Origin of the sequence: Chroococcidiopsis sp. TS-821, from assembly GCF_002939305.1 — a bacterium.
Classification (GTDB): Bacteria; Cyanobacteriota; Cyanobacteriia; order Cyanobacteriales; family Chroococcidiopsidaceae; genus Chroogloeocystis.
Window position 1 is genome coordinate 218,895 of the sequence record NZ_MVDI01000004.1, and the last position, 20,191, is coordinate 239,085.

The 20,191-nt window shown below is 39.1% G+C and carries 17 protein-coding genes; 13 read left to right on the forward strand and 4 right to left on the reverse strand.

The window, feature by feature from the left end; all coding sequences use genetic code 11:
- Positions 1 to 6: 6 nt before the first annotated feature.
- The 4 genes from B1A85_RS13950 to B1A85_RS13965 form a co-directional block, all read right to left on the reverse strand.
- Positions 7 to 612 carry an acyltransferase gene (locus B1A85_RS13950; protein ID WP_104547510.1) on the reverse strand — a complete coding sequence of 202 codons (606 nt, stop codon included), beginning with the start codon at positions 610 to 612 and terminating at the stop codon, positions 7 to 9.
- Positions 602 to 1,606 carry a Gfo/Idh/MocA family protein gene (locus B1A85_RS13955; protein ID WP_104547511.1) on the reverse strand — a complete coding sequence of 335 codons (1,005 nt, stop codon included), beginning with the start codon at positions 1,604 to 1,606 and terminating at the stop codon, positions 602 to 604. The genes B1A85_RS13950 and B1A85_RS13955 overlap by 11 nt, the downstream gene beginning before the upstream one ends.
- Before the next feature lie 61 nt (positions 1,607 to 1,667).
- The gene (locus B1A85_RS13960) at positions 1,668 to 2,981 is read right to left on the reverse strand and encodes a nucleotide sugar dehydrogenase (RefSeq protein ID WP_104547512.1); all 1,314 of its coding nucleotides are present in this window, start codon (positions 2,979 to 2,981) and stop codon (positions 1,668 to 1,670) included.
- 461 nt (positions 2,982 to 3,442) lie between these two features.
- On the reverse strand, positions 3,443 to 4,384 hold the full coding sequence (locus tag B1A85_RS13965; RefSeq protein WP_104547513.1) for a DUF3102 domain-containing protein: 942 nt from the start codon (positions 4,382 to 4,384) through the stop codon (positions 3,443 to 3,445).
- Positions 4,385 to 5,578: 1,194 nt separating this feature from the next.
- Between B1A85_RS13965 and hepC the strand changes: the two genes are divergently transcribed.
- From hepC to B1A85_RS14025, 13 genes are all read left to right on the forward strand, one after another.
- Positions 5,579 to 6,463, forward strand: a complete 885-nt coding sequence (hepC, locus tag B1A85_RS13970) for a heterocyst development glycosyltransferase HepC (protein WP_104547514.1) — start codon at positions 5,579 to 5,581, stop codon at positions 6,461 to 6,463.
- Positions 6,464 to 6,515: 52 nt separating this feature from the next.
- Positions 6,516 to 8,699 (forward strand): polysaccharide biosynthesis tyrosine autokinase, encoded by a 2,184-nt coding sequence (locus B1A85_RS13975; protein WP_104547515.1) that lies wholly within the window; start codon positions 6,516 to 6,518, stop codon positions 8,697 to 8,699.
- A 31-nt stretch (positions 8,700 to 8,730) separates the two neighbouring features.
- On the forward strand, positions 8,731 to 9,564 hold the full coding sequence (locus B1A85_RS13980) for an ABC transporter permease (protein WP_104547516.1): 834 nt from the start codon (positions 8,731 to 8,733) through the stop codon (positions 9,562 to 9,564).
- Positions 9,565 to 9,585: 21 nt separating this feature from the next.
- Positions 9,586 to 10,890, forward strand: coding sequence for an ABC transporter ATP-binding protein (locus tag B1A85_RS13985; protein ID WP_104547517.1), 1,305 nt, complete (start codon positions 9,586 to 9,588; stop codon positions 10,888 to 10,890).
- A gap of 93 nt (positions 10,891 to 10,983) precedes the next feature.
- On the forward strand, positions 10,984 to 12,024 hold the full coding sequence (locus tag B1A85_RS13990) for a glycosyltransferase (RefSeq protein ID WP_104547518.1): 1,041 nt from the start codon (positions 10,984 to 10,986) through the stop codon (positions 12,022 to 12,024).
- Positions 12,025 to 12,074: 50 nt separating this feature from the next.
- A complete protein-coding gene (locus B1A85_RS23635; protein ID WP_146087180.1) occupies positions 12,075 to 12,218 on the forward strand; it encodes a glycosyltransferase family 2 protein in 144 nt (47 codons plus the stop codon).
- A 19-nt stretch (positions 12,219 to 12,237) separates the two neighbouring features.
- Positions 12,238 to 13,005 carry a hypothetical protein gene (locus tag B1A85_RS13995; RefSeq protein ID WP_146087181.1) on the forward strand — a complete coding sequence of 256 codons (768 nt, stop codon included), beginning with the start codon at positions 12,238 to 12,240 and terminating at the stop codon, positions 13,003 to 13,005.
- 75 nt (positions 13,006 to 13,080) lie between these two features.
- Positions 13,081 to 13,989, forward strand: a complete 909-nt coding sequence (locus tag B1A85_RS14000) for a glycosyltransferase (protein ID WP_104547520.1) — start codon at positions 13,081 to 13,083, stop codon at positions 13,987 to 13,989.
- 50 nt (positions 13,990 to 14,039) lie between these two features.
- Positions 14,040 to 15,092: a glycosyltransferase family 2 protein gene (locus B1A85_RS14005; RefSeq protein ID WP_104547521.1), complete on the forward strand. Its 1,053-nt coding sequence runs from the start codon at positions 14,040 to 14,042 to the stop codon at positions 15,090 to 15,092.
- Between the two features lie 50 nt (positions 15,093 to 15,142).
- The gene (locus tag B1A85_RS14010; protein ID WP_104547522.1) at positions 15,143 to 16,321 is read left to right on the forward strand and encodes a glycosyltransferase family 4 protein; all 1,179 of its coding nucleotides are present in this window, start codon (positions 15,143 to 15,145) and stop codon (positions 16,319 to 16,321) included.
- Between the two features lie 404 nt (positions 16,322 to 16,725).
- Positions 16,726 to 17,931, forward strand: a complete 1,206-nt coding sequence (locus B1A85_RS14015; RefSeq protein WP_104547523.1) for a glycosyltransferase — start codon at positions 16,726 to 16,728, stop codon at positions 17,929 to 17,931.
- A complete protein-coding gene (locus B1A85_RS14020; protein ID WP_104547524.1) occupies positions 17,928 to 18,947 on the forward strand; it encodes a glycosyltransferase family 4 protein in 1,020 nt (339 codons plus the stop codon). The genes B1A85_RS14015 and B1A85_RS14020 overlap by 4 nt, the downstream gene beginning before the upstream one ends.
- Positions 18,944 to 20,173, forward strand: a complete 1,230-nt coding sequence (locus B1A85_RS14025; protein ID WP_104547525.1) for a glycosyltransferase family 4 protein — start codon at positions 18,944 to 18,946, stop codon at positions 20,171 to 20,173. The genes B1A85_RS14020 and B1A85_RS14025 overlap by 4 nt, the downstream gene beginning before the upstream one ends.
- The last annotated feature ends 18 nt before the right edge of the window (positions 20,174 to 20,191 follow it).

Genomic DNA, 20,191 nt, shown 5'->3' on the forward strand with positions numbered 1-20,191 from the left:
TAGATTTTATTTGATTCTTTGCAGTTGCTGCGGGTTAGTAAACTCGTACTGGCGATCGCACTCGGTGCAAACATAAATTTGCTTATTATTGACAAGCTTCGCGCCACATTCGCACATCCAACCGCGTTGTCTTGCAGGATTACCGTAGACGAGGGCATAATCAGGAACATCTTTCGTCACTGTAGAACCCGCACCAATAAATGCATGATGACCAATCGTAACACCACAAACAATGGTGGCGTTCGCACCAATCGTCGCCCCGCGTTTCACTAAAGTCACTAAATAATCATCAACGGTGTTGCGCGGAATTGCCGATCGCGGATTTTTAATATTTGTAAATACGCAACTTGGTCCGCAAAAAACATCATCTTCTAAAATGACGCCTGCATAAACCGAAACGTTGTTTTGAATTTTAACGTTGCGACCAATTTTCACCCCAGTCGCGACAAAGACATTTTGCCCAAGTTTACAGTTTTCACCAATGCTAACATTAGGCATGACATGGCTGAAATGCCAAATTTGCGTTCCCGTACCAATCGTACAAGGAAAATCAACATAGGCTGATTCGTGGACAAAATAATCGGTAGCTGGCGGTTGTAATTTAACTGACAAAGCACTTCTCCCTCATATCAATCATTTTGCCGTGAGTTGTTAAGGATGCTTGCGCTGATTCTAGAACGGTTAAAACGTCGATTCCATTTTTGATTCCGGTGACAGGTTGTTGGCGGTTTTGGATGCAATCTAGAAAATGCTGACATTCTAAAAGTAAAGGTTCGGCTTGTGGTAGCGGAATAATTTGTTTGGCATCTTTGTGCAAAATTGGTAAAGAATCTTGAAATTCGACGTGCTGCGGGTAAAGACAAAGTTTAGCATCGGTTGAGACATCATCAAAAACTGCCATTGCGCGATCGCCGACAACGACTAAGCGATGTTCTTTAAACGGATGCAGCCAACTCACAAAGATATGCGCTTTGATATGGTTTGCAAATTCTAAATTAATCGTACAAAAGTCTTCAACTGTATGAGAACTGCTGCCAAACGCTTGTACGCGGCGCGGAAGTTCGCCTGTAAATCCAAGAATGTTGCAAATATCGTGCGGTGCGAAACTCCACAACACGTTTTCTTCAGTGCGGACTTTGCCAAAGCTTAAGCGATGCGAGTAAAGGTATTGCAGTTTACCAAGTTTGCCATCAGCAACGAGTTGACGCAGTGTCACTAATGCAGGATGATATTCGAGCAAATGCCCTACCATCAACAGGCGATCGCTTTTGTTTGCTAGCGCTTGAATGGCTAAAGCATCGTCTAAAGTCAACGCTAGTGGCTTTTCGACAAAAACATCTTTACCCGCAGCTAAAGCTTGCAGTACGAGATCTGCGTGTGTTGGCGCAGGCGTTGCAATAACAACAGCTTGTACCTCTGGTAGCGATAACACCTGTTGAAAGTCTGTTACGCAAGGAACGTCATATTGTTCGCTGAGTAACTTGACTGTTATGTAACTAGCATCGCAAATAACTCGTAAAACACCAAGTTGGGCAAAATTGCGGACGAGATTCTTACCCCAATAACCACAACCAACAACTGCTATGTATTTATCTTGGCAACGCATAATTTTAAAAAAATATTATTGCAAAGTTCCCCCACGCGGGGATGTATAAAGCTATCAACACCTATGCACTTACAGTGTTCGCAGTTTTCAAGCCTTTTGTTGCCAAAACATTTCTCGTATCAATAATTAATGATGAGTAGTCTGCAACAAGTTGGTAATCCACGTCGTCGTGATCTGTCGCAATAATAACCGCATCAAATCTAGTTAGGTTTTCTTTTGTTAATGGCGTGGATTGTAAGTTAATTTCTGGAAAATGCCGATGATTGGCACAAGTTGGTGCATGAGGGTCGTGGTAAGACACAATCGCACCTTGTTGCTGTAGCAGTTGAATAATTTTGAGTGCGGGGCTTTCGCGCTGATCGTCTACATTTTTCTTATACGCAACGCCTAAGATTAAAACTTTAGAATTTTTTAACGGCTTTCCACAATTATTCAGCGCAGAGACTAAACGATTGACAACATAGCTTGGCATTAAAGTATTGACTTCGCCAGCAAGTTCAATAAACCGCAGTGAAAGGTCATACTCGCGGGCTTTCCATGTCAAATAAAATGGGTCTATTGGGATACAATGTCCGCCCCAGCCAGGACCAGGGTAAAATGCTTGAAACCCAAAGGGCTTCGTTTTTGCTGCTTCAATGACTTCCCAAACATCGATATCCATTTTATGAAAGAGAATTTTTAACTCATTAACAAGGGCGATATTGACTGAGCGGTAAATATTCTCTAAAATCTTGCTGGCTTCAGCGGTGCGAGTTGAAGAAACAGATACAGTTTGCGTAATAATCTGGTTATACAACGTTTGTGCTAAATCAAGACACGTTGGCGTCACTCCACCAATCACTTTAGGTACATTGAAGATCGAGTAGTCAGTGTTAGCAGGATCTTCACGTTCTGGCGAATACGCTAATGCAAATTCTTCACCAACAACCAAACCTGTTGCTGCCAGAATTGGTAATACCACTTCTTCTGTTGTCCCTGGATACGTTGTACTCTGCAATACAACGAGTTGTCCCATTCTTAGATAATGTGCAATTTCATAAGCTGTTTGCGTGACATAACTCAAATCTGGTTCGCGATGAGTATTCAAGGGTGTGGGCACGCAGATGATAATTGCATCGGTTTCTTTTAACCGACTCATATCGCTAGTCGCAGAAATCAGCTTGTTTTGTAACTGCTCTGCTGGAATGTGTTTAATATAAGATCTACCTTGCTCGATTTGATGAATCTTATTCTGGTCAATATCAAACCCAAGAACAGAGAAGCCTTTTTTAGCAAATGCGACAACTAAGGGTAAACCAACATAACCTAAGCCAATAACGCCAATTTTTGCTTGTTTATTGGCGATTTTCTCTTTAAGCTCTTTTAAGAAGTACATAATTGTTAGTACCCGAAGGATTTATAGTTGATGGGCAAACTTAAAATTGTGCGATCGCCTAATGACACTTGAAGCGTTGGTAGGTAGCGACAACTTTCTACCTTGAGATAACTGCAGTCTACTTATGTTAGAGCGCGCTTCTTTCCCACAGTATTGTTCAACATGGAGTGAGAAGAGCTCAAATGGACTTTATGTGCTTTTTATGAACGGCAAAATAATTCAGAGTATTCAGTTTAGGTTCATGAGTGACACCAGCGACCCCTAAGTTAGAACTAATTAACTACCTATGCCTACTCGCAATTGCATCAGGTAACAACCTCGCAATTTTTGGCAGACTATGTAACTTGGTCGACTAAACTTACACTACTTGCATCTACTAATTACCACTTCTTCGTATCAAAAAGCAAGTAGCCAATTATTTTTTTACATTTGTTATTATTTCCAGACAGGCTCGTTGCTGCCTATAAAATGTTGACTCGCTCTGCTTTTAAGCCTGATTCGGCGATCGCCTGCTGTAGCGCTGCGATATTGCTGTCGCCGGTATAAATAAGCCGCTGTAAATTGTGAACAGCTGCAATAATTTCCCCACTCGGTAAAATCGGAAAAATAATTGACTCTCCAGGCTGCGAGAACATCGTAATGAGTCGCTGTACCAACTTAACGTCTACTGCTGCTAGCTGCAAGATGAGAACCGCACTCGCTTTATCAAGTAACCAATCATGCTGCCATTCGCCATCGGTTAAGCCTAGGGCTAGGGGAATTGAGGGAGGTAATCGTTTGATAAATTGCGGCGATCGCGTATCTCCATGAAACAATAAGTGTTTTCTTGCTAGTAAATACCAATGTGACGGTCTAGCAGCATCGCTGGGCTTTTTAGCCTCTAGCGGTACCGGCGGTATCACCGAGATCGCTTCTGGTTGGACGACAATTTCTGCCGTTTCTGCTGGAGGAACGGAATTTATCTGCGGATGATTGCGACGCTCAAGTGCCTTGCGGATGTCTTTGTGCGTAACTTTTTGACCTGTTTGCGCGGCTTCAATGAACTGCTCTTTGATATCTTGAGGTGTAGAAGGTGAAGCTAGTAAGTAAAGCGCCGATGTGGCAATATTAAAGTGTGCAAATTTTGCACGTTCATTAAAAGTTTCATAAACGTTGATAAAGTTGTAAGCTGTACGACGACTCCACCCAAATTCAGCTTTTAGCCAAGCATCAAATTGCCCGTGCTTGAGGCGCGCGCGAACTTCAGATAATTTTTGACCAATTTCCCATATGTCCTGAGCTGTTCTTTGCAGCTTTTCTTTGAGTGCTTGCGTGTGTTGCTGGATTAGGAGACGATTTTCTGGATTTAACTGCGTGTAATCAAATGCAGCTTGCAAACGCTGCCTTTCTGGTAGGTCATTCATACTTAACCTTTTGTCACTTTTTGGCAGTAGTGTTGGCATTCACAATCAATCTGTTACTCCTCATCCAACAAACTATTAGTAATCTTTACTTAACTAGTTATGTTGGTTACTTTTTTATTGCCCTTGAAATTTTGCACAGAAAAATCAAGCATCTACCCTTACCTCCTAGGAAATAGTAGCTATTACTACCGAGGTAGCTAAGCTATATTCTATACTTTCCATAAGGATATCTTAGTAGCGATCGCTAAAACTTCGATCTACCTTGCGAATGAAAGTTTTTTTATTTGTTCGAATTCTTTTAGCACATTCATTGCTACTTAATCATAGAGTCTTTTATTTTATTTTGCAAGAGTAATTTTTGGGTTACTAAACGTTGTGGTTTATGTATATTAGCTATATGTTGTTGTTTAAAAGCTTTGTCGGACGAGCGATAGGATTGAATCACAACTTATAGTTTGCAGATTGATTTAAAATATACAATGAAGTAAAAGCAGTATCAAGACTCTTCCTTGAATGCACTGGAAAGTATGGATGAATAAGACGCGTTTTGCATTACTAAGTATTTTTTTAGTATCTCTCTTGTTCCTCTTCTGCAATACTGCTTACTTTTAAGACAAACCTTACAACGTACAGCAACAGCAAAAGGCTGATTCCGACAATAACTAAAACGGCATAAAACAACATAATGCAAGAAGAATAGCAACCAACAGAGCCAACTGCCTGCAATCTACTCTATTTTGAAGCAAAACAACAGGAGATATTGTGAGAATTTTCTTACTCAAGGTATCGACCCAATTTTTTATGCAATCCGACTTGCACCTGACTTTTGCACAACTTTGTTCTGATCTCTACTGCTAGCCAAATTGAAGCAAAACCTATAAAGTGACTAGTGAGGCGAACTAAACACACTACTAAAACGTTTTTATTATATAGAGCTTATGCTGCTTGACGAACCAAAGCTATGAACAAGTAAAGTATAAAAAGATATAACCTGGCTTAGTGATTGCAACTATTTCAACTTTAATTTTGGATAACGAATAAGATATTTTTAGACGCAAGAGAGTACCTAGCTCATACTGAAATGCAGTAAGCATGCGAAGCGGAGTCTAGCGTCGTGTACTCGCGCTCAAGTCTGCTTCTCTAGTCTAGGGTCAGATATTACCCTAATTTGCAAATAGCTTTTAATACAAGAATATGCTTAGGTATAAGAATATAGATGTTTCCCAGCCTCAGCAAAAGCGATTTAACTCACTACATTATCAGCAATTAACAGTAGAGCAGTTTCAGCAATTTTCTTTACCAAAGTCAGAGGTTAAGCAGTATATTGTAGAATCACTAGCTGGTTCTACAGTGGATGCAGTATGTCTTAACCCGAAAATAGGTGAAGCGCAACTAGAGTTATGGGCAGATGCAGCTCAGCAAGCGCGGAAACTTGTATTTCTACGTATTCCAACGATGGAAGTGCTTTGCAAATACTGTGCTTCTTTCTCATGGCAGTGCAAGCGTCTAGCTGACTTTGGTGTTGCAGCGCTTTTGTTAGTGCTATTGAGTCCTTTGTTGTTGATTTTAATGTTGCTCGTACGACTATACTCCCCTGGTCCAATTTTTTTCCAACAGTGGCGTGTTGGGCGCAACGGTCGGCTATTCCGCATATTCAAATTCCGGACGATGGTTGCAAATGCTGAAGCACAGCATCACATAGTTATGAAGAATCAGCAGGGATTACACAAGCTAAAGCACGATCCGCGAGTAACGCCAATTGGACGCTGGATGCGCAAATTAAGTTTGGATGAGTTACCGCAACTTGTTAATGTGCTGCGTGGGGAAATGAGTATAGTAGGACCGCGACCATGGGCATTGTACGATGCACTGCGACTCAGCCCTGAAGGACAAAAACGATTGAATGCGTTACCAGGAATTACAGGTGAGTGGCAAGTCCGCGCGCGATCGCGTCTTTTAGACTTAGATAGTGTCAACGAGATCGATCTTGAGTACTTGCGCAACTGGAGTCTCTATCGAGATTTAAAGATTCTTTTACTGACTATTCCCAGAGTTCTATTTGGCATTGGTGCTTGTTAATCTGCATCTCCTCTAACCATTACGGTGCTCTATCTTCCAATTGTTGGTGTTTATGGAAGTAACAGAAAATTTTGACTTGCAAAAGTGTTGGTTAATGCTTAAACGCCGATGGCTACCCGCAGTTGCGGCGTTTAGTGCTGTAGTAGGTACAACGTATATATATACATCTGCAAAAGTACCAGTTTATAGCGCTCAAGGACAGTTACTCTTTAAACAAGATCGTAGTTCGTCACTAATCGGCTTACAATCGGTAGCGCAGGCAAATCCTCCCAATCAAAGCGATACATCGCTAGCAACCGAAGCAAAAGTCATTCGCGCGGTGCCAATTTTGCAGCAAACTTTAGAGCAGCTCAAGGAGAGTCAAGGAGTATCATTAAGTTTGGAGAATCTGCAACAAGGGTTAGATGTCACGGCAGTTGAAGGTACAGATATTTTACAAGTCGTCTATAAAAGTGAGAACCCTGAACAGGCAGCGTTTGTTGTCAATCAATTAATGAACATTTATGTGAACCAAAATTTATTGAACAACCGCGCTGCAGCAATCTCAGCTGGCAATTTTATTACAGCTCAGTTACCAAAAGTTAAAGCTAACGTCCATCGTGCTGACTTGGCTGTACGCAGATTCAAGGAAAAAAACCAAATTACCGATCTTGCTCAAACTCAACAAACACTGGCAACGAATATTGAACGTACTGGCGCGCAAATTGATGCTGTTGAAGCACAACTTGTAGATTTAGATTCTCGCATTCAAAGCCTGCAACGTCAATTGAGAATGAATCCTCAACAGGCAATGAAGTTAGCAACTCTCAGCCAATCTTCAGCAGTCCAAGGAACATTAACAGAACTACAAGCTGTTCAACGCCAAATAGCCGACGCGCGATCGCGTTTCCAAGATAATCATCCGGCTGTTGATTCACTGCAAGATAAAGAAGCCAGACTGCAGCAATTATTAGAAACTCAAATAAATCAAATTTTGCAAGGTCAAGCAGTTAATAGTAACCAGCAAATACAATTAGGACAACTTCAGCAAGACCTAATTACTAACTTAATCGCAGCAGAAGTAGAACGCCAAGGGCTAGCGTCACAAAAACTCACCCTAGTTCAGCAGCAAGAAGCTTACGCACGAAAAGCAACTAACTTACCTGCTTTAGAACAGCAGCAACGCGATCTAGAACGCGAGTTATCGGCTGCTCAATCTACTTATGAATCATTATTAAAAAGCCTGCAAGAAATTAAAGTTATTGAGAATAGGACGGTAGGTAATGTCCGGATAATTGAATATGCCCAAGTACCTACACAACCAATCAATGCTAGTAACACATCAGCGATGGCGGCTGGAAGTTTAGCTGGAATTCTTATAGCTGGAGCTGTTGTTTATCTTCTAGAACTCACTGATAAAAGAATTAAAACTGTCAAGGAAGCCCGCGAACTGTTTGAATATAAGCTGCTGGGTACAATTCCACTATTTAGTAATGAGACGCACTTCCAAGAACAAGAATGGCAAGTCCCTGCAATGAATGAACCACGCTCATTTATCGGGGAAAGCTATCGAATGCTCTTAGCAAATCTCAAATTTCCTGCATCGTCAGAGCGTCCCTTTAAGGTTATTTTAGTAACAAGTTCAGTACCGCAAGAAGGTAAATCGACAACATGTGCGAATTTAGCCGCCGTGATGGCTCATTTAAACTATAAAGTTCTCATTATCGATGCTGATTTTCACCATCCTTCTCAACACAAAATTTGGCAAGTTAGTAACGAAGCTGGCTTAGTAAATATTATAAATAAACAAACAAGTTTCACTCATAAAATTGTTTGCTCAATTACTAATAACCTAGATATTCTTACTACTGGTTTCTCTGAAACTGAACCGAACGTGTTACTGAACTACAGAGATATGGCAGCGCTACTTGAGCAATGCCCGAAACAGTATGATTATTTAATCGTAGACACTCCTCCTTTGAGTGTTTCTGCTGATGCATCACTTCTGAATAAGATTGCTGATGGAGTTATTTTGGTGACTCGTCCAGGAATTGCCGATCTTGAGAGTTCTAAATCTGCCAAAGAGTATCTCGATCAATCTCATCAAAATATTTTAGGTATTGTCATTAATGGTGTAATGTCAGAAAACGAAGCACAAGCTTATAGTCGTTACCGACAAGGGAATTATCCACAAAAAAATACTGCTGATAACAAAAGAAGTTGGAGAGATAAAATAAGATTTTTTAGGAATATTTAAACTTGATTTTTATTGTTTAGAAAAAGCTACGATGAAACAATACAAGCGTGCAGAACTTGTCATCGAGGCAGGTAAAGCTGAAGGGCAATACTGGAAAGATCTGTGGCAGTATCGAGAGCTATTTTATTTTTTAGCATGGCGCGATATTTTAGTTCGCTATAAACAAACCTTGATTGGCATTTCTTGGGCTATCATTCGACCATTCCTGACAATGGTTGTGTTCACAGTAATCTTTGGAAATATTGCTAAATTGCCTTCTGAAGGTGCTCCATACCCAATTTTAGTTTTCGCTGCCATGCTGCCTTGGCAGTTTTTTGCTAATGCCCTTGCTGAGTGTAGCAATAGTTTGGTAAGTAATTCAAATTTAATTTCTAAGGTATACTTTCCTCGCTTAATAGTACCTACAAGCGCTGTTATTGTTAGTTTTGTAGATTTTATGGTTTCGGGCATTATTTTAATAGCATTAATGGCTTGGTACGACTTTGTTCCAGATTGGAGAATTATCACTTTACCCTTTTTTATCTTAGTAGCATTTGCAGCAGCAATGGGAGGAGGACTGTGGTTTTCGGCTTTGAATGTAAAGTATCGAGATTTTCGATATATCGTGCCATTTATTGTCCAATTTGGTTTGTATATTTCTCCTGTTGGCTTTAGTAGTAATGTAGTTCCAGAAAAATGGCGATTGCTTTACTCATTAAATCCGATGGTAGGAGTTATTGACGGCTTTCGTTGGGCAATTCTAGGAGGTGAAGCACATCACTACCTTCCAGGATTTTTCCTGTCTATAGGGTTAGTATTTTTACTACTAATTAGTGGAATTTGGTACTTTCGTAAAACTGAACGTACCTTTGCAGACGTTATCTAAAGTTAACGAAGGAAACCGCAAGTGTCAGAAGTAGTCATTAAAGCTGAGCATTTAGGAAAAAAGTACAGTATTGGACACAATCGACATAAGGGCAATACAACGCTACGCGATACAATTATTCATCAAATAAAAGCTTTACAGAATAAGCTATTCAACCAAAAGCAAGTAAATCTAAGACGCGATAGTTTTTGGGCAATTCAAGATGTGTCCTTTGAGGTCAAACAAGGCGATCGCGTTGGTATTATAGGTCGCAATGGCGCTGGTAAGTCAACGCTACTCAAAGTTCTTAGCCGCATTACAGAACCGACGACAGGTAGGTTGGCAATCAAAGGACGAGTTGCCAGTTTATTAGAAGTAGGTACGGGATTTCATCCTGAATTGACTGGACGAGAAAATATTTATCTCAACGGTGCAATTTTAGGAATGAGTAAGGCAGAAATTAAACGGAAGTTTGATGAAATTGTTGATTTTGCTGAAGTAGAAAAGTTTTTAGAAACCCCTGTAAAGCACTACTCATCTGGAATGTATGTGCGACTAGCTTTTGCTGTAGCAGCCCATCTAGAACCAGAAATTTTGATTGTCGATGAAGTCCTAGCTGTAGGAGACATCCGCTTTCAAAATAAGTGTATCGGCAAGATGGAAGATGTTAGCAGAGAAGGACGTACTATTTTATTCGTTAGCCATAACATGAGCACGGTTAGCCATCTGTGCAATCGTGGCATTGTTTTAGAAGCAGGAAGAGTAGCTGCAGATACAACAGCAGAAAAAGCAATTGCACTCTATCTGGAAAAATCATACAAGCTTGCTCAAGAAGTTCCAATCGCGCAAAGAAGCGATCGCAGCGGTTCTGGAAAAGTAAGAGTCGCAAATTTTCACGTTTTAAACGAAAGTGGCGAACTTGAGAATTCTTTAAAATCTGGCAACGATTACTATTTTGTTATCAGTTACGTTAATAATACTGAATCTCATCTGAGTAATGTTGTTGTTAGCCTCGATTTTTTTGATGAAAAAGGTGTAAGGGTTCTTTTATTGCGCAGTAACTTTACGAATAGCTTGCTGACACTCAATCCAGGCAAAGGACAAATTATTTGTAAATTAGATAATTTACCTCTAGCTAGTAGTATCTATCGCACTTCAATATATTTATCTCATGCTGATAATGAAATACTTGATTGGATTGAGGACGCAGCTATCGTAACAGTTGATGGCGGAGACTTTTTCGGAACTGGCAATCCAGGTTTACCGAGTTTTTGCAAAATTCTCGTCAAAGCTCAATGGGAGACCAATTTAGCTCTTAGCTTAGCTAATAACTTCACAATTGGATAAAGCCGAATAATTCAATTTGTTTTTACTATCTTGAGTATATTTTTGATTTAATCATTGTTTAAAAAATTTACTATAAATTACTTCTAATGAACAATGAACGCGACTTATCCTTATCGAACAACTATTCAACCAGTACCAGAAGGAACAACACGTCCTTTATGGTCAGTGATGATTCCCACATACAACTGTGCTAGGTATTTACGAACAACCCTCGAAAGCGTTTTATCGCAAGATCCTGGTGCAGATCTCATGCAAATTGAGGTTGTAGATGATTGCTCAACAAAAGACGATCCCGCAGCAGTTGTTGAAGAAATCGGTCAAGGTCGTGTTAGTTTTTATCGTCAACCACAAAATGGCGGTCATACAAAGAACTTTGCAACTTGTTTGCAGCGATCGCGCGGTCAATTAATTCATTTGTTACACGGTGACGATTGCGTTCGCGATGGCTTTTACAGCAAGTTACAACAAGCTTTTACTCAGAATCCTCAAATAGGTGCTGCATTCTGTCGTCACATATTTATTGATGAGTGCGGACATTGGCAAAGTATATCACCTCTAGAGCAGCAGAAAAGCGGTATTCTCGACAATTGGTTAGAACGAATAGCAGTTAAACAAAGAATTCAAACCCCTTCTATTGTTGTCCGCCGTGATGTCTACGAGCAATTGGGAGCATTTGACTGTCGTCTGACGTGGACTGAAGACTGGGAAATGTGGGTAAGAATTGCAGCGAAATATCCAGTGTGGTACGAAGTTGAACCGCTAGCACTCTATCGCACGCACTCTACTTCCAACACCGCGCGTTACATCTGCACAGGTGAAGCATTAAGAGATGCACGTAGAGCAATTGAAATCTTTCAGCAATACCTACCCGAAGCAAAGGCGAGTAAGCTTGCAGCTCAAGCCAAAGAAAAATGGGCAATATATGCTTTAGATAACTGGACTTATCAAATTGTTGCCACACAAGATTTTAGTACTGTAAAGAGTCATGTTCGTGAAATATTCAAGTGCAGCCATTCTCCACAAGTATTTCAGCGCTTGGCAAAAACTTTTATTATGCTAGGACTTCGGTACTTTCAGCAAGCATACACCAAGGTAGTACCTCAGACAGGACAACAAGATACAGTAACAAGTTAATGTGATGAGTCAGCATTCAGAGCAAGTTAAACTTTCTCCTTTGGTCAGTCATGGTTCCCACCTACAACCGTGCTAACTATTTACGCGAAACCTTCGCTAACATGTTGGCGCCAAATCTTAGTCCAGAAGCTATGCAAATTGAGGTAGTAGACGATAGTGCTAATAAACTTGCAAAAACAGCATTAAAAAACTAGAAGTATAAGGATATAGCTTATGTCTATGGGAGTCATTTACGTTGCTATTGGCAGTAAATATGTTACTGAAGCACTTAATTCAGCATCAAGCTTAAAGGACAAAGTACCCGGATTGGATGTTACCATCTTTTCAGATGAAAGCGTAAAAGCTCAGTGTATTGATAAATGCATAGTTATAGAAAGTTCTAAGAATGGATATCTAGATAAGATCGTGGGTATGTCTAAGTCACCATACGAGTTTACCCTATATTTAGATTGTGATACATATATATGCGATGATTTTTCTGAATTATTTACACTACTTAAAAAATATGATATAGGCGCAGCCGAAGCAGAAATAAGAGCAGGAAGTAATCTACTTGGTGAAGTTTATAATTATCAGGAAATTAAAGACATCGATGGTCAATTTGTCTTTCCAATATACAATTCTGGTGTGATTTTATATAAAAAGTCTCCTCAAGTCGACCAATTCTTTGCTGATTGGTTAACTTTAGCTGAGAGGCAAATGCAGGAAAAAGGAGTCGCTTATGGCGATCAACCTGCCTTTCAAACAACCCTTCACAAAAGTAATCTTAGGGAAGTCATTCTAACTCCTGAATATAACTGTCGATTCATTTTTCCTGTGTGTGTTTCTGGAAGAGTTAAAATACTTCATGGAAGACATTTAGATATAAAAACGGTAGCTAAAGAAATAAATAGCAGAATTAGTACTAGGATTTTTCATCCAAGGTGGGGATTAATTCCAGACGAAAAGGTGCAGTTGATAACAAAGGTCTTGAGTAAGTAAATTATAAAATTTGTAAAGCTTGCTGTGTACAAAATCTAGAGGTCTCTTCTTAAAGGAAGATTCAGGAATTAAGTTATGGAAATAGCTATAAGTGTCATCATTTGCACCCACAATCCTAATTTGTACTATCTTGATAAAGTATTAATGGCGCTAAAGTCTCAAACACTGGTGCTTGAGCAATGGGAGCTACTATTAGTTGATAATGCCAATAGACAGTTACTTTCTAAAGAAATTGACCTTACTTGGCATCCTCAAGCTCGTCACATTCGGGAAGAAGAATTAGGACTTACCCCAGCACGACTACGTGGAATTAAGGAAGCTCGTGGTCATCTACTAGTTTTTGTTGATGACGATAATGTTTTAGAGCAAAACTATCTAGAAGTAGCATTGCAGATTAGTAAAAATTGGTCTAATTTGGGTGCTTGGGGGGGAATTATCCAACCTGAATTCGAGCAACAACCTCCTGAATGGACGAAGCCTTATTGGATTCACTTGGCTATTAGAGACTTCGATCGAGATAAGTGGTCTAACCTAGCATATCAAAATGAAACGACTCCTTGTGGAGCAGGAATGTGCGTTCGCAAGGTTGTAGCAGAAAAGTATGCTGAATTATTACACAACGATTCGAGGCGATCGCAGCTCGATCGTCGGGGTAAGCAACTTATTAGCTGCGGAGATACGGATCTCGCTTTAACCTCTTGTGATATTGGTCTTGGCACAGGAAATTTCACTGCCTTAAAGTTAACTCACTTAATACCATCAAACAGACTGCAAGAGGACTATCTCGTGAAATTGCTAGAAGGTATAGGGTATTCCGTAATTATATTAGATTTTCTCAGAGGTAAAGTTCCTACACCTTTATCGTGGAAACGCAAATTATTCGCGCAACTTCAGCTATGGCAAATGTCTCAAAAAGATAGATTGCTTATTCAAGCCTTTCAAAAAGGAGAAAGTCGGGCACTCAAAGAAGTTTTAAATACTTAAATTATAGATAAAAAGTCAAGATTTTAGCTTATTTTGTCGTAATAATATTTATGCCGAAGAATACTGCTTCTACTCTTAAAGAACTTCCACCTCCACCACCAGGAAAATCAGGATGGCCTTGGACAGAAGAAATACAATCACTGCCAAAAAATACGTTAGCTCATACTAATTTACCTTTAATTAGTATTGTGACACCAAGCTATAACTACGGACATTTTATTGAAGAAACAATTCGCTCAGTCTTACTCCAAGGTTATCCTAACCTAGAATATATTATTATTGATGGTGGATCTACAGATAATACTATTGAAATTATTCGGAAATATGAGAATTATCTAACTTATTGGGTAAGCGAACCTGATAATGGTCAAACAGATGCTATTAATAAAGGATATCGATATTGCCACGGACAAATATTTACTTGGTTGAATGCAGACGATGCATATTTGAGTCCATATTGTTTACAAGAAGTCAGCCAACTGTACAATCAAGGTTATAACTTCATTGTTGGCGAATGTATTTATGAAAACTTAACTCAAAACCAAGTTAATATTGACGGTTTTAAAGGTAAGTCTACTCCCACTAATTTTAATCAATACTTAAAGTTTTGGTTAGGTAATTTTTTACCGCAACCCTCTGTTTTTTTATCTAAAAACTTTGCAGATAAGGGTTTCCCCCTAGATTTGAGTTTGTACTTTGTCATGGACTACCAATTCTTTTTAAGAGTTTTGAGTCAGAAACCAAAGACAATTTGGGTAGATCAAAAGTGGGTTAAAGCAAGCTTGCATGGCGATAATAAAACAATGCTTCCTCCTCACCAGAAAAAAGCTGAACTATTAGAATTCAGTAAAGTAGCAATAGCAGAGTCGAGTCGACTTCCTTGGATGGCTCGCCAAATAATTCAGATTGATATAAAAGATTATTTAATGCTCAGAGAGTTATTAGATCGAGACCCATCTCCAAATTTTCAGCAAGTAGTTACATTACTACAAAATAGACCTACATTATTACGATGGATTCTGGTTTGGAAAATTTTACTTAAATCTCTTGTTGGTTCGGTAGCTTATTCAAAAATTAAATCGCTTGCTCAAACAGGTAAATAGGAATCGAACCAACCAATTAAGATATTTTAATTAACTTAAAAGCTATTTTTATGAAAATTCTTTTTTGTAGTCAATGTAATTTAACTCGTTCTCTTGGTGGTGCTAAAGTTCTTGTGGAGCTAAGCGAAGAACTCAGTAAACTCGGTTGGGAATGTAAAGCAATTAGTCCATTGGATGTCAGTTCAGTCTCAGGCAAACAATTAACTTGGACTGCAAGACTGAAGCAGTATCCTGAATTTCTGCGGCAATATTTACAAGCACACGCTACGGAGTATGATGTTATAGACTACGATCACGAGTATCTGCCTTATCCTAGAAGTGAATTTTCTAGCCAAACTCTCTTCGTTGCTAGGTCAGTATTACTATTACATCACTTTGGGAAAATTCAAATACCTGAAGAGAGAACTTGGAAATCTAAACTACGCTCTTTTATCAAGAAAAAAGACAATAGCTATTTTGATAAAAGAATAAAAGCGGCACACACAACAATGTGCGAAGCTGATATTATCAATGTATCAAACAACCAAGACTATGATGAGCTAGTTCAAGCAGGTATCGCAAAAGAAAAAATTTATATACTCCCCTTTGGAATCAGCAGTAGTCGTAGGCAACTATTCGATGAAATATCTAGTTTTCCTCCCACAACTCCAACAGTAGCTTTTGTTGGTACATTTGATCCTCGCAAAGGTTCAGTTGAATTTCCAGAAATTGTTAAAGCAATTTGTACTCAGATACCTCAAGTCAAATTTCGCTTATTAGGAACTGCTGGATTGTATCAAACAAAAGCCGAAGTCTTGTCACAATTTCCTGCACACCTAAGAAATAAGCTCGAAATTATTCCTCATTTTTCCCCAGAAACCTTACCTAATCTTTTAGCCCCTTGTTCTGTTGGAATATTTCCCTCTTATGTTGAGGGGTTTCCCTTTGGCGTTCTAGAAATGCTAGCAGCATCTATTCCTGTAATTGCATATAACTCACCTGGTGCACCTATGATGCTACCGTCTGAATATTTAGTTCCACGTGGGGATAGTAAAAGTATGAGTGAGAAGGTCATTCATTTATTGTCGGATAGAGACAAGCTAATCAGTGCGCGAATTTGGGCTAAGCAACACTCTCAGCAGTTTAGTTGGCAAAAAGTTGCAGACCAAACTAGTCAAATTTATCTTGAGCAGTGGCATAAAAAGCAAGTTACAGGTGGCAACTGTACTCTCTTACCCATGAGTTCGTAAGATTTAAATAATACTCTTAAACTTGTTTTACTGATTAATTTACTTAACTATAACTAATCAAAAGGCGAGTGGTTATATGCAATTGCTATAGCATTGGAAGCTCGACAATAATATAGCGTCGCCAGTAGTTTCTCAAAACTATACCAATTTATAGATTTGTTGATAAAATTTAGCAATTGTTAGCAGGAGTCTTTGAGCGATCGCCTTTCATTAACTTATGCATCGCATTAGCTAAAAATGACTTTTTCATAACTTATATACGATCTTTTGGGGAATGAGAAGAATTGTATTTTTTTTGTTTATAAGCTAATTTTATACAAGATAAAAATAATAAGATCCTTTATCCACCTCCTGAGAAGTAGGCAACAAAAAACTAAAGTAAACACGATTAACCGCTGAGCAGCATGAAAATTGCTTTCATTACCGGCTGTCTAGAACCTGGTAGGGATGGAGTTGGTGACTACACGCGTTTATTAGCAGAGGAATGCATGCGGCAAAAGCATCAGTGCTGTCTAATTGCATTGAGCGATCGCTATTTACAACAACTCAATACAAATTCTCAGGAAACGGCTGAGTTTATGCTACGCTTACCTGCAAACATGCCTTGGGAAAACCGCGCTAAATACGCTCAACAGTTTTTAGCTAAATTCAATCCTGATTGGGTAAGTTTACAATTTGTACCGTACGGCTATCAAGACAAAGGAATTGTTGCAGAGTTCAGTCGTTGGCTACGTCTTATAGTGCAAGGGCGTAAGTTGCACGTCATGTTCCATGAATTATGGATAGGGGAAAACGTTGGCGCACCATTAAAAGAGAAGTTAGTCGGCAAAATTCAACGTTTTTTTATTTCTCGTGTAATAAAGAATCTTCAACCAGCAGTTATTCACACAAGTAATCCAGCCTACGTAATAATGTTGCAGCAGCTTGGAGTTTCAGCAAAATGTTTACCGCTGTTTAGCAATATTCCAATTTCAGCAAGGAACGCTGATGACTGGCTTTTGCCACAATTACGCGGTCTAGGATTAAAAATTTATCCAGGAAATCGAGATCAATTTTGGTTATTTGGGCTTTTTGGTACCATACATCCAGTGTGGTCAGCAGAACCATTATTTACTTACTTAAATCAAGCAGCAGTCCAACACGATCGCCAGATTATTATTCTCTCAATTGGACGATTAGGTTATGGCGAAATGCTTTGGAAACAAATATCTCAAAAGTATTGTCATCAGTTTAGCTTCTTACAATTAAATGAGCAACCACCTAGCAAAATATCAGAATTCCTTAACTCGATTGACTTTGGAATTTCTACTTCACCATATCTACTAGTTGGTAAAAGTGGTACGACTACTGCCATGCTAGAACACGGAATACCAGTGATCGTGAATCGCGATGATTTTAAACTATCATCAAATTTTGCAATTCATTATGAAGATCCACTTTTATACAGGATGGACGCTAATTTACCTAACGTCTTGATGAATCAGCTTAAGCGAAAAGCACCTTGTTTAAGATTGCGAGATATTACAAATAACTTTATCAGTGATTTAACTAGGATGAATGATTTGAAACCAGACGATTTGCCAAATTTAGTAACCAGTTTAACTACATGAAAATTTTGTTGGCATCTCATGTATTTTACCCAAGTATAGGGGGAATTGAAACGGTTTCCTCAATGCTTGCTCATGAGTTTGTAGAACTAGGACATGAAGTAAAATTAGTGACGCAAACTCCAGCGAGCGCCGAAAGTAACAAAAAATTTTCTTTTGAAATCATCCGCAAACCAAAACCACACCAACTTATTCAACTACTGAGATGGTGTGATGTTTTTTTCCAAAATAATATTAGCCTCCAAACCTGGTGGGCTACCCTCTTTGTTCGCAAACCCTGGTTTGTAACCCATCAAACTTGGATTAGGCGTGTTAATGGTAGTGTGGGTTGGCAAGATCGCGTTAAGTGCTTTCTGCTCGAGTTCGCTACTTGTATATCAATTAGCCAAAGTATTGCCAAGCACTTAAAAACACCGTCTATTGTTATCGGTAATCCATATCAGGATGACTTATTTTATGAACTACCAGAAGTAAGTCGCGATCGCGAACTTGTTTTTCTCGGTCGTTTAGTTTCTGACAAAGGCGTCGATTTACTAATTACTGCGTTAGGTAACTTAAAGAAAGAGTATAGCTTAACTCCTCGTTTAACTATCATTGGTGCAGGTCCAGAAGAAAACTTATTACGTAATTTAGCTGCAACATTAGAGGTATCTAGCCAAGTTAACTTTGTTGGGACTAAAACTGGTACAGAGTTAGTAAAGCTTTTAAACTCTCACAAAATTATGGTAGTACCTTCACGATGGAGTGAACCATTCGGTGTTGTAGCGTTAGAGGGAATTGCTTGTGGATGTGTGGTTGTTGGTTCAGAAGGAGGAGGCTTAAAAGATGCAATTGGTCCTTGTGGGATAACATTTCCTAATGGTGACGTGAAAGCCCTCACTCAAATACTCGCTAAATTATTAACTGATCGCCAGGCGTTAGCCGTTTATAGATCTCACTCTCATACACATTTATCGCAATTTAAAAAACAGTCTGTAGCCCAAGCATACCTAAAACTATTTGAGGGTGCTATTAAGTGATATTTGTAAGCCATCCAACAGGAAATACAAATGTTAGATCGGTACTAACAGCTTTAGAACAAGCAGAAATGTTAAGCTGTTTTCAAACAACAGTAGCCGCACAAACGTCCGATTGGTATCTACATTTGCTACCAAAGAAATTATGCAGCGAGCTACTAAGACGTAGTTACGATGTTCCCAAATCAAAAATAGTTACACGACCTTATAGAGAGTTAATTCGCCTTGGAGCGTCAAAATTACAAATTAATTTTTTTACACAACACGAGATAGGTTGGGCATCAATTGATTCAGTTTATCGCAGTTTAGATAGCTATGTTGCTAGGAGACTTTCTATTCGTCACAGTCAAAGTCGTCTCTCTGCTGTTTATTGCTACGAAGATGCTGCACTGCAAACTTTTAAAGCAGCCAAAACTTTAGGCTTGAAATGTTTTTACGACCTACCCATAGGTTATTGGCGCACGGGTCATATGATTCAACAAGAAGAAGCCAAGTTAAACCCAGAATGGGCATCAACGCTACAAGCAAATTTTGATAGTCCAGAGAAACTAGCTCGTAAAGATATTGAGCTACAACTATCAGACGTTATTTTTGTTGCTAGTAGTTTTACTAAACAAACATTACAGTTAGCTTTTAACTTAAAAGCGCCTATAATTTGTATTCCTTATGGAGCACCGCCAGTTAAGAGTATAGAAATGTCCAAACCAAGCTCGCAAAAGCTACGCGTTTTATTTGTAGGTAGTCTTAGTCAGCGTAAGGGTATTTCTTACTTACTTGATGCAGTAAACTTACTGGGGTCTCGAATAGAGTTGACATTGATCGGTAGAACGACAGGTTATTGCCCTCCTCTAGAAAAAGCCTTAAAAACTCATCACTGGATTCCATCGTTACCACACTACAAGATCTTAGAGGAAATGCAGCGTCATGATGTGTTCGTATTTCCTTCATTGTTTGAAGGCTTCGGTTTAGTGATATTAGAAGCTATGTCACAAGGATTACCTGTAATTACAACACCACACACTGCAGGACCTGATGTCATCACAGATGCTAAGGATGGGTTTATTGTACCAATTCGCTCAGCAGAAGCGATCGCCGCAAAATTAGATTTACTCGCCTCTGATAGAACATTACTCTTAGAAATGAGCCAAGCAGCTCAACAGAAAGCATCTCAATTTTCTTGGAAGAAGTATGGAGAGTCTTTAGTAGAAACTATTAATACTTGTTTGTAAATACCATTACAGTAATCA

What these genes read in the sequence shown, in the direction of transcription:
- B1A85_RS13955 (WP_104547511.1), bottom strand. Translation starts at nt 1,606, where the DNA reads ATGCGTTGCCAAGATAAATACATAGCAGTTGTTGGTTGTGGTTATTGG.
- B1A85_RS13960 (WP_104547512.1), bottom strand. Translation starts at nt 2,981, where the DNA reads ATGTACTTCTTAAAAGAGCTTAAAGAGAAAATCGCCAATAAACAAGCA.
- B1A85_RS13965 (WP_104547513.1), bottom strand. Translation starts at nt 4,384, where the DNA reads ATGAATGACCTACCAGAAAGGCAGCGTTTGCAAGCTGCATTTGATTAC.
- hepC (WP_104547514.1), top strand. Translation starts at nt 5,579, where the DNA reads ATGCTTAGGTATAAGAATATAGATGTTTCCCAGCCTCAGCAAAAGCGA.
- B1A85_RS13975 (WP_104547515.1), top strand. Translation starts at nt 6,516, where the DNA reads ATGGAAGTAACAGAAAATTTTGACTTGCAAAAGTGTTGGTTAATGCTT.
- B1A85_RS13980 (WP_104547516.1), top strand. Translation starts at nt 8,731, where the DNA reads ATGAAACAATACAAGCGTGCAGAACTTGTCATCGAGGCAGGTAAAGCT.
- B1A85_RS13990 (WP_104547518.1), top strand. Translation starts at nt 10,984, where the DNA reads ATGAACGCGACTTATCCTTATCGAACAACTATTCAACCAGTACCAGAA.
- B1A85_RS23635 (WP_146087180.1), top strand. Translation starts at nt 12,075, where the DNA reads ATGGTTCCCACCTACAACCGTGCTAACTATTTACGCGAAACCTTCGCT.
- B1A85_RS13995 (WP_146087181.1), top strand. Translation starts at nt 12,238, where the DNA reads ATGTCTATGGGAGTCATTTACGTTGCTATTGGCAGTAAATATGTTACT.
- B1A85_RS14000 (WP_104547520.1), top strand. Translation starts at nt 13,081, where the DNA reads ATGGAAATAGCTATAAGTGTCATCATTTGCACCCACAATCCTAATTTG.
- B1A85_RS14005 (WP_104547521.1), top strand. Translation starts at nt 14,040, where the DNA reads ATGCCGAAGAATACTGCTTCTACTCTTAAAGAACTTCCACCTCCACCA.
- B1A85_RS14010 (WP_104547522.1), top strand. Translation starts at nt 15,143, where the DNA reads ATGAAAATTCTTTTTTGTAGTCAATGTAATTTAACTCGTTCTCTTGGT.
- B1A85_RS14015 (WP_104547523.1), top strand. Translation starts at nt 16,726, where the DNA reads ATGAAAATTGCTTTCATTACCGGCTGTCTAGAACCTGGTAGGGATGGA.
- B1A85_RS14020 (WP_104547524.1), top strand. Translation starts at nt 17,928, where the DNA reads ATGAAAATTTTGTTGGCATCTCATGTATTTTACCCAAGTATAGGGGGA.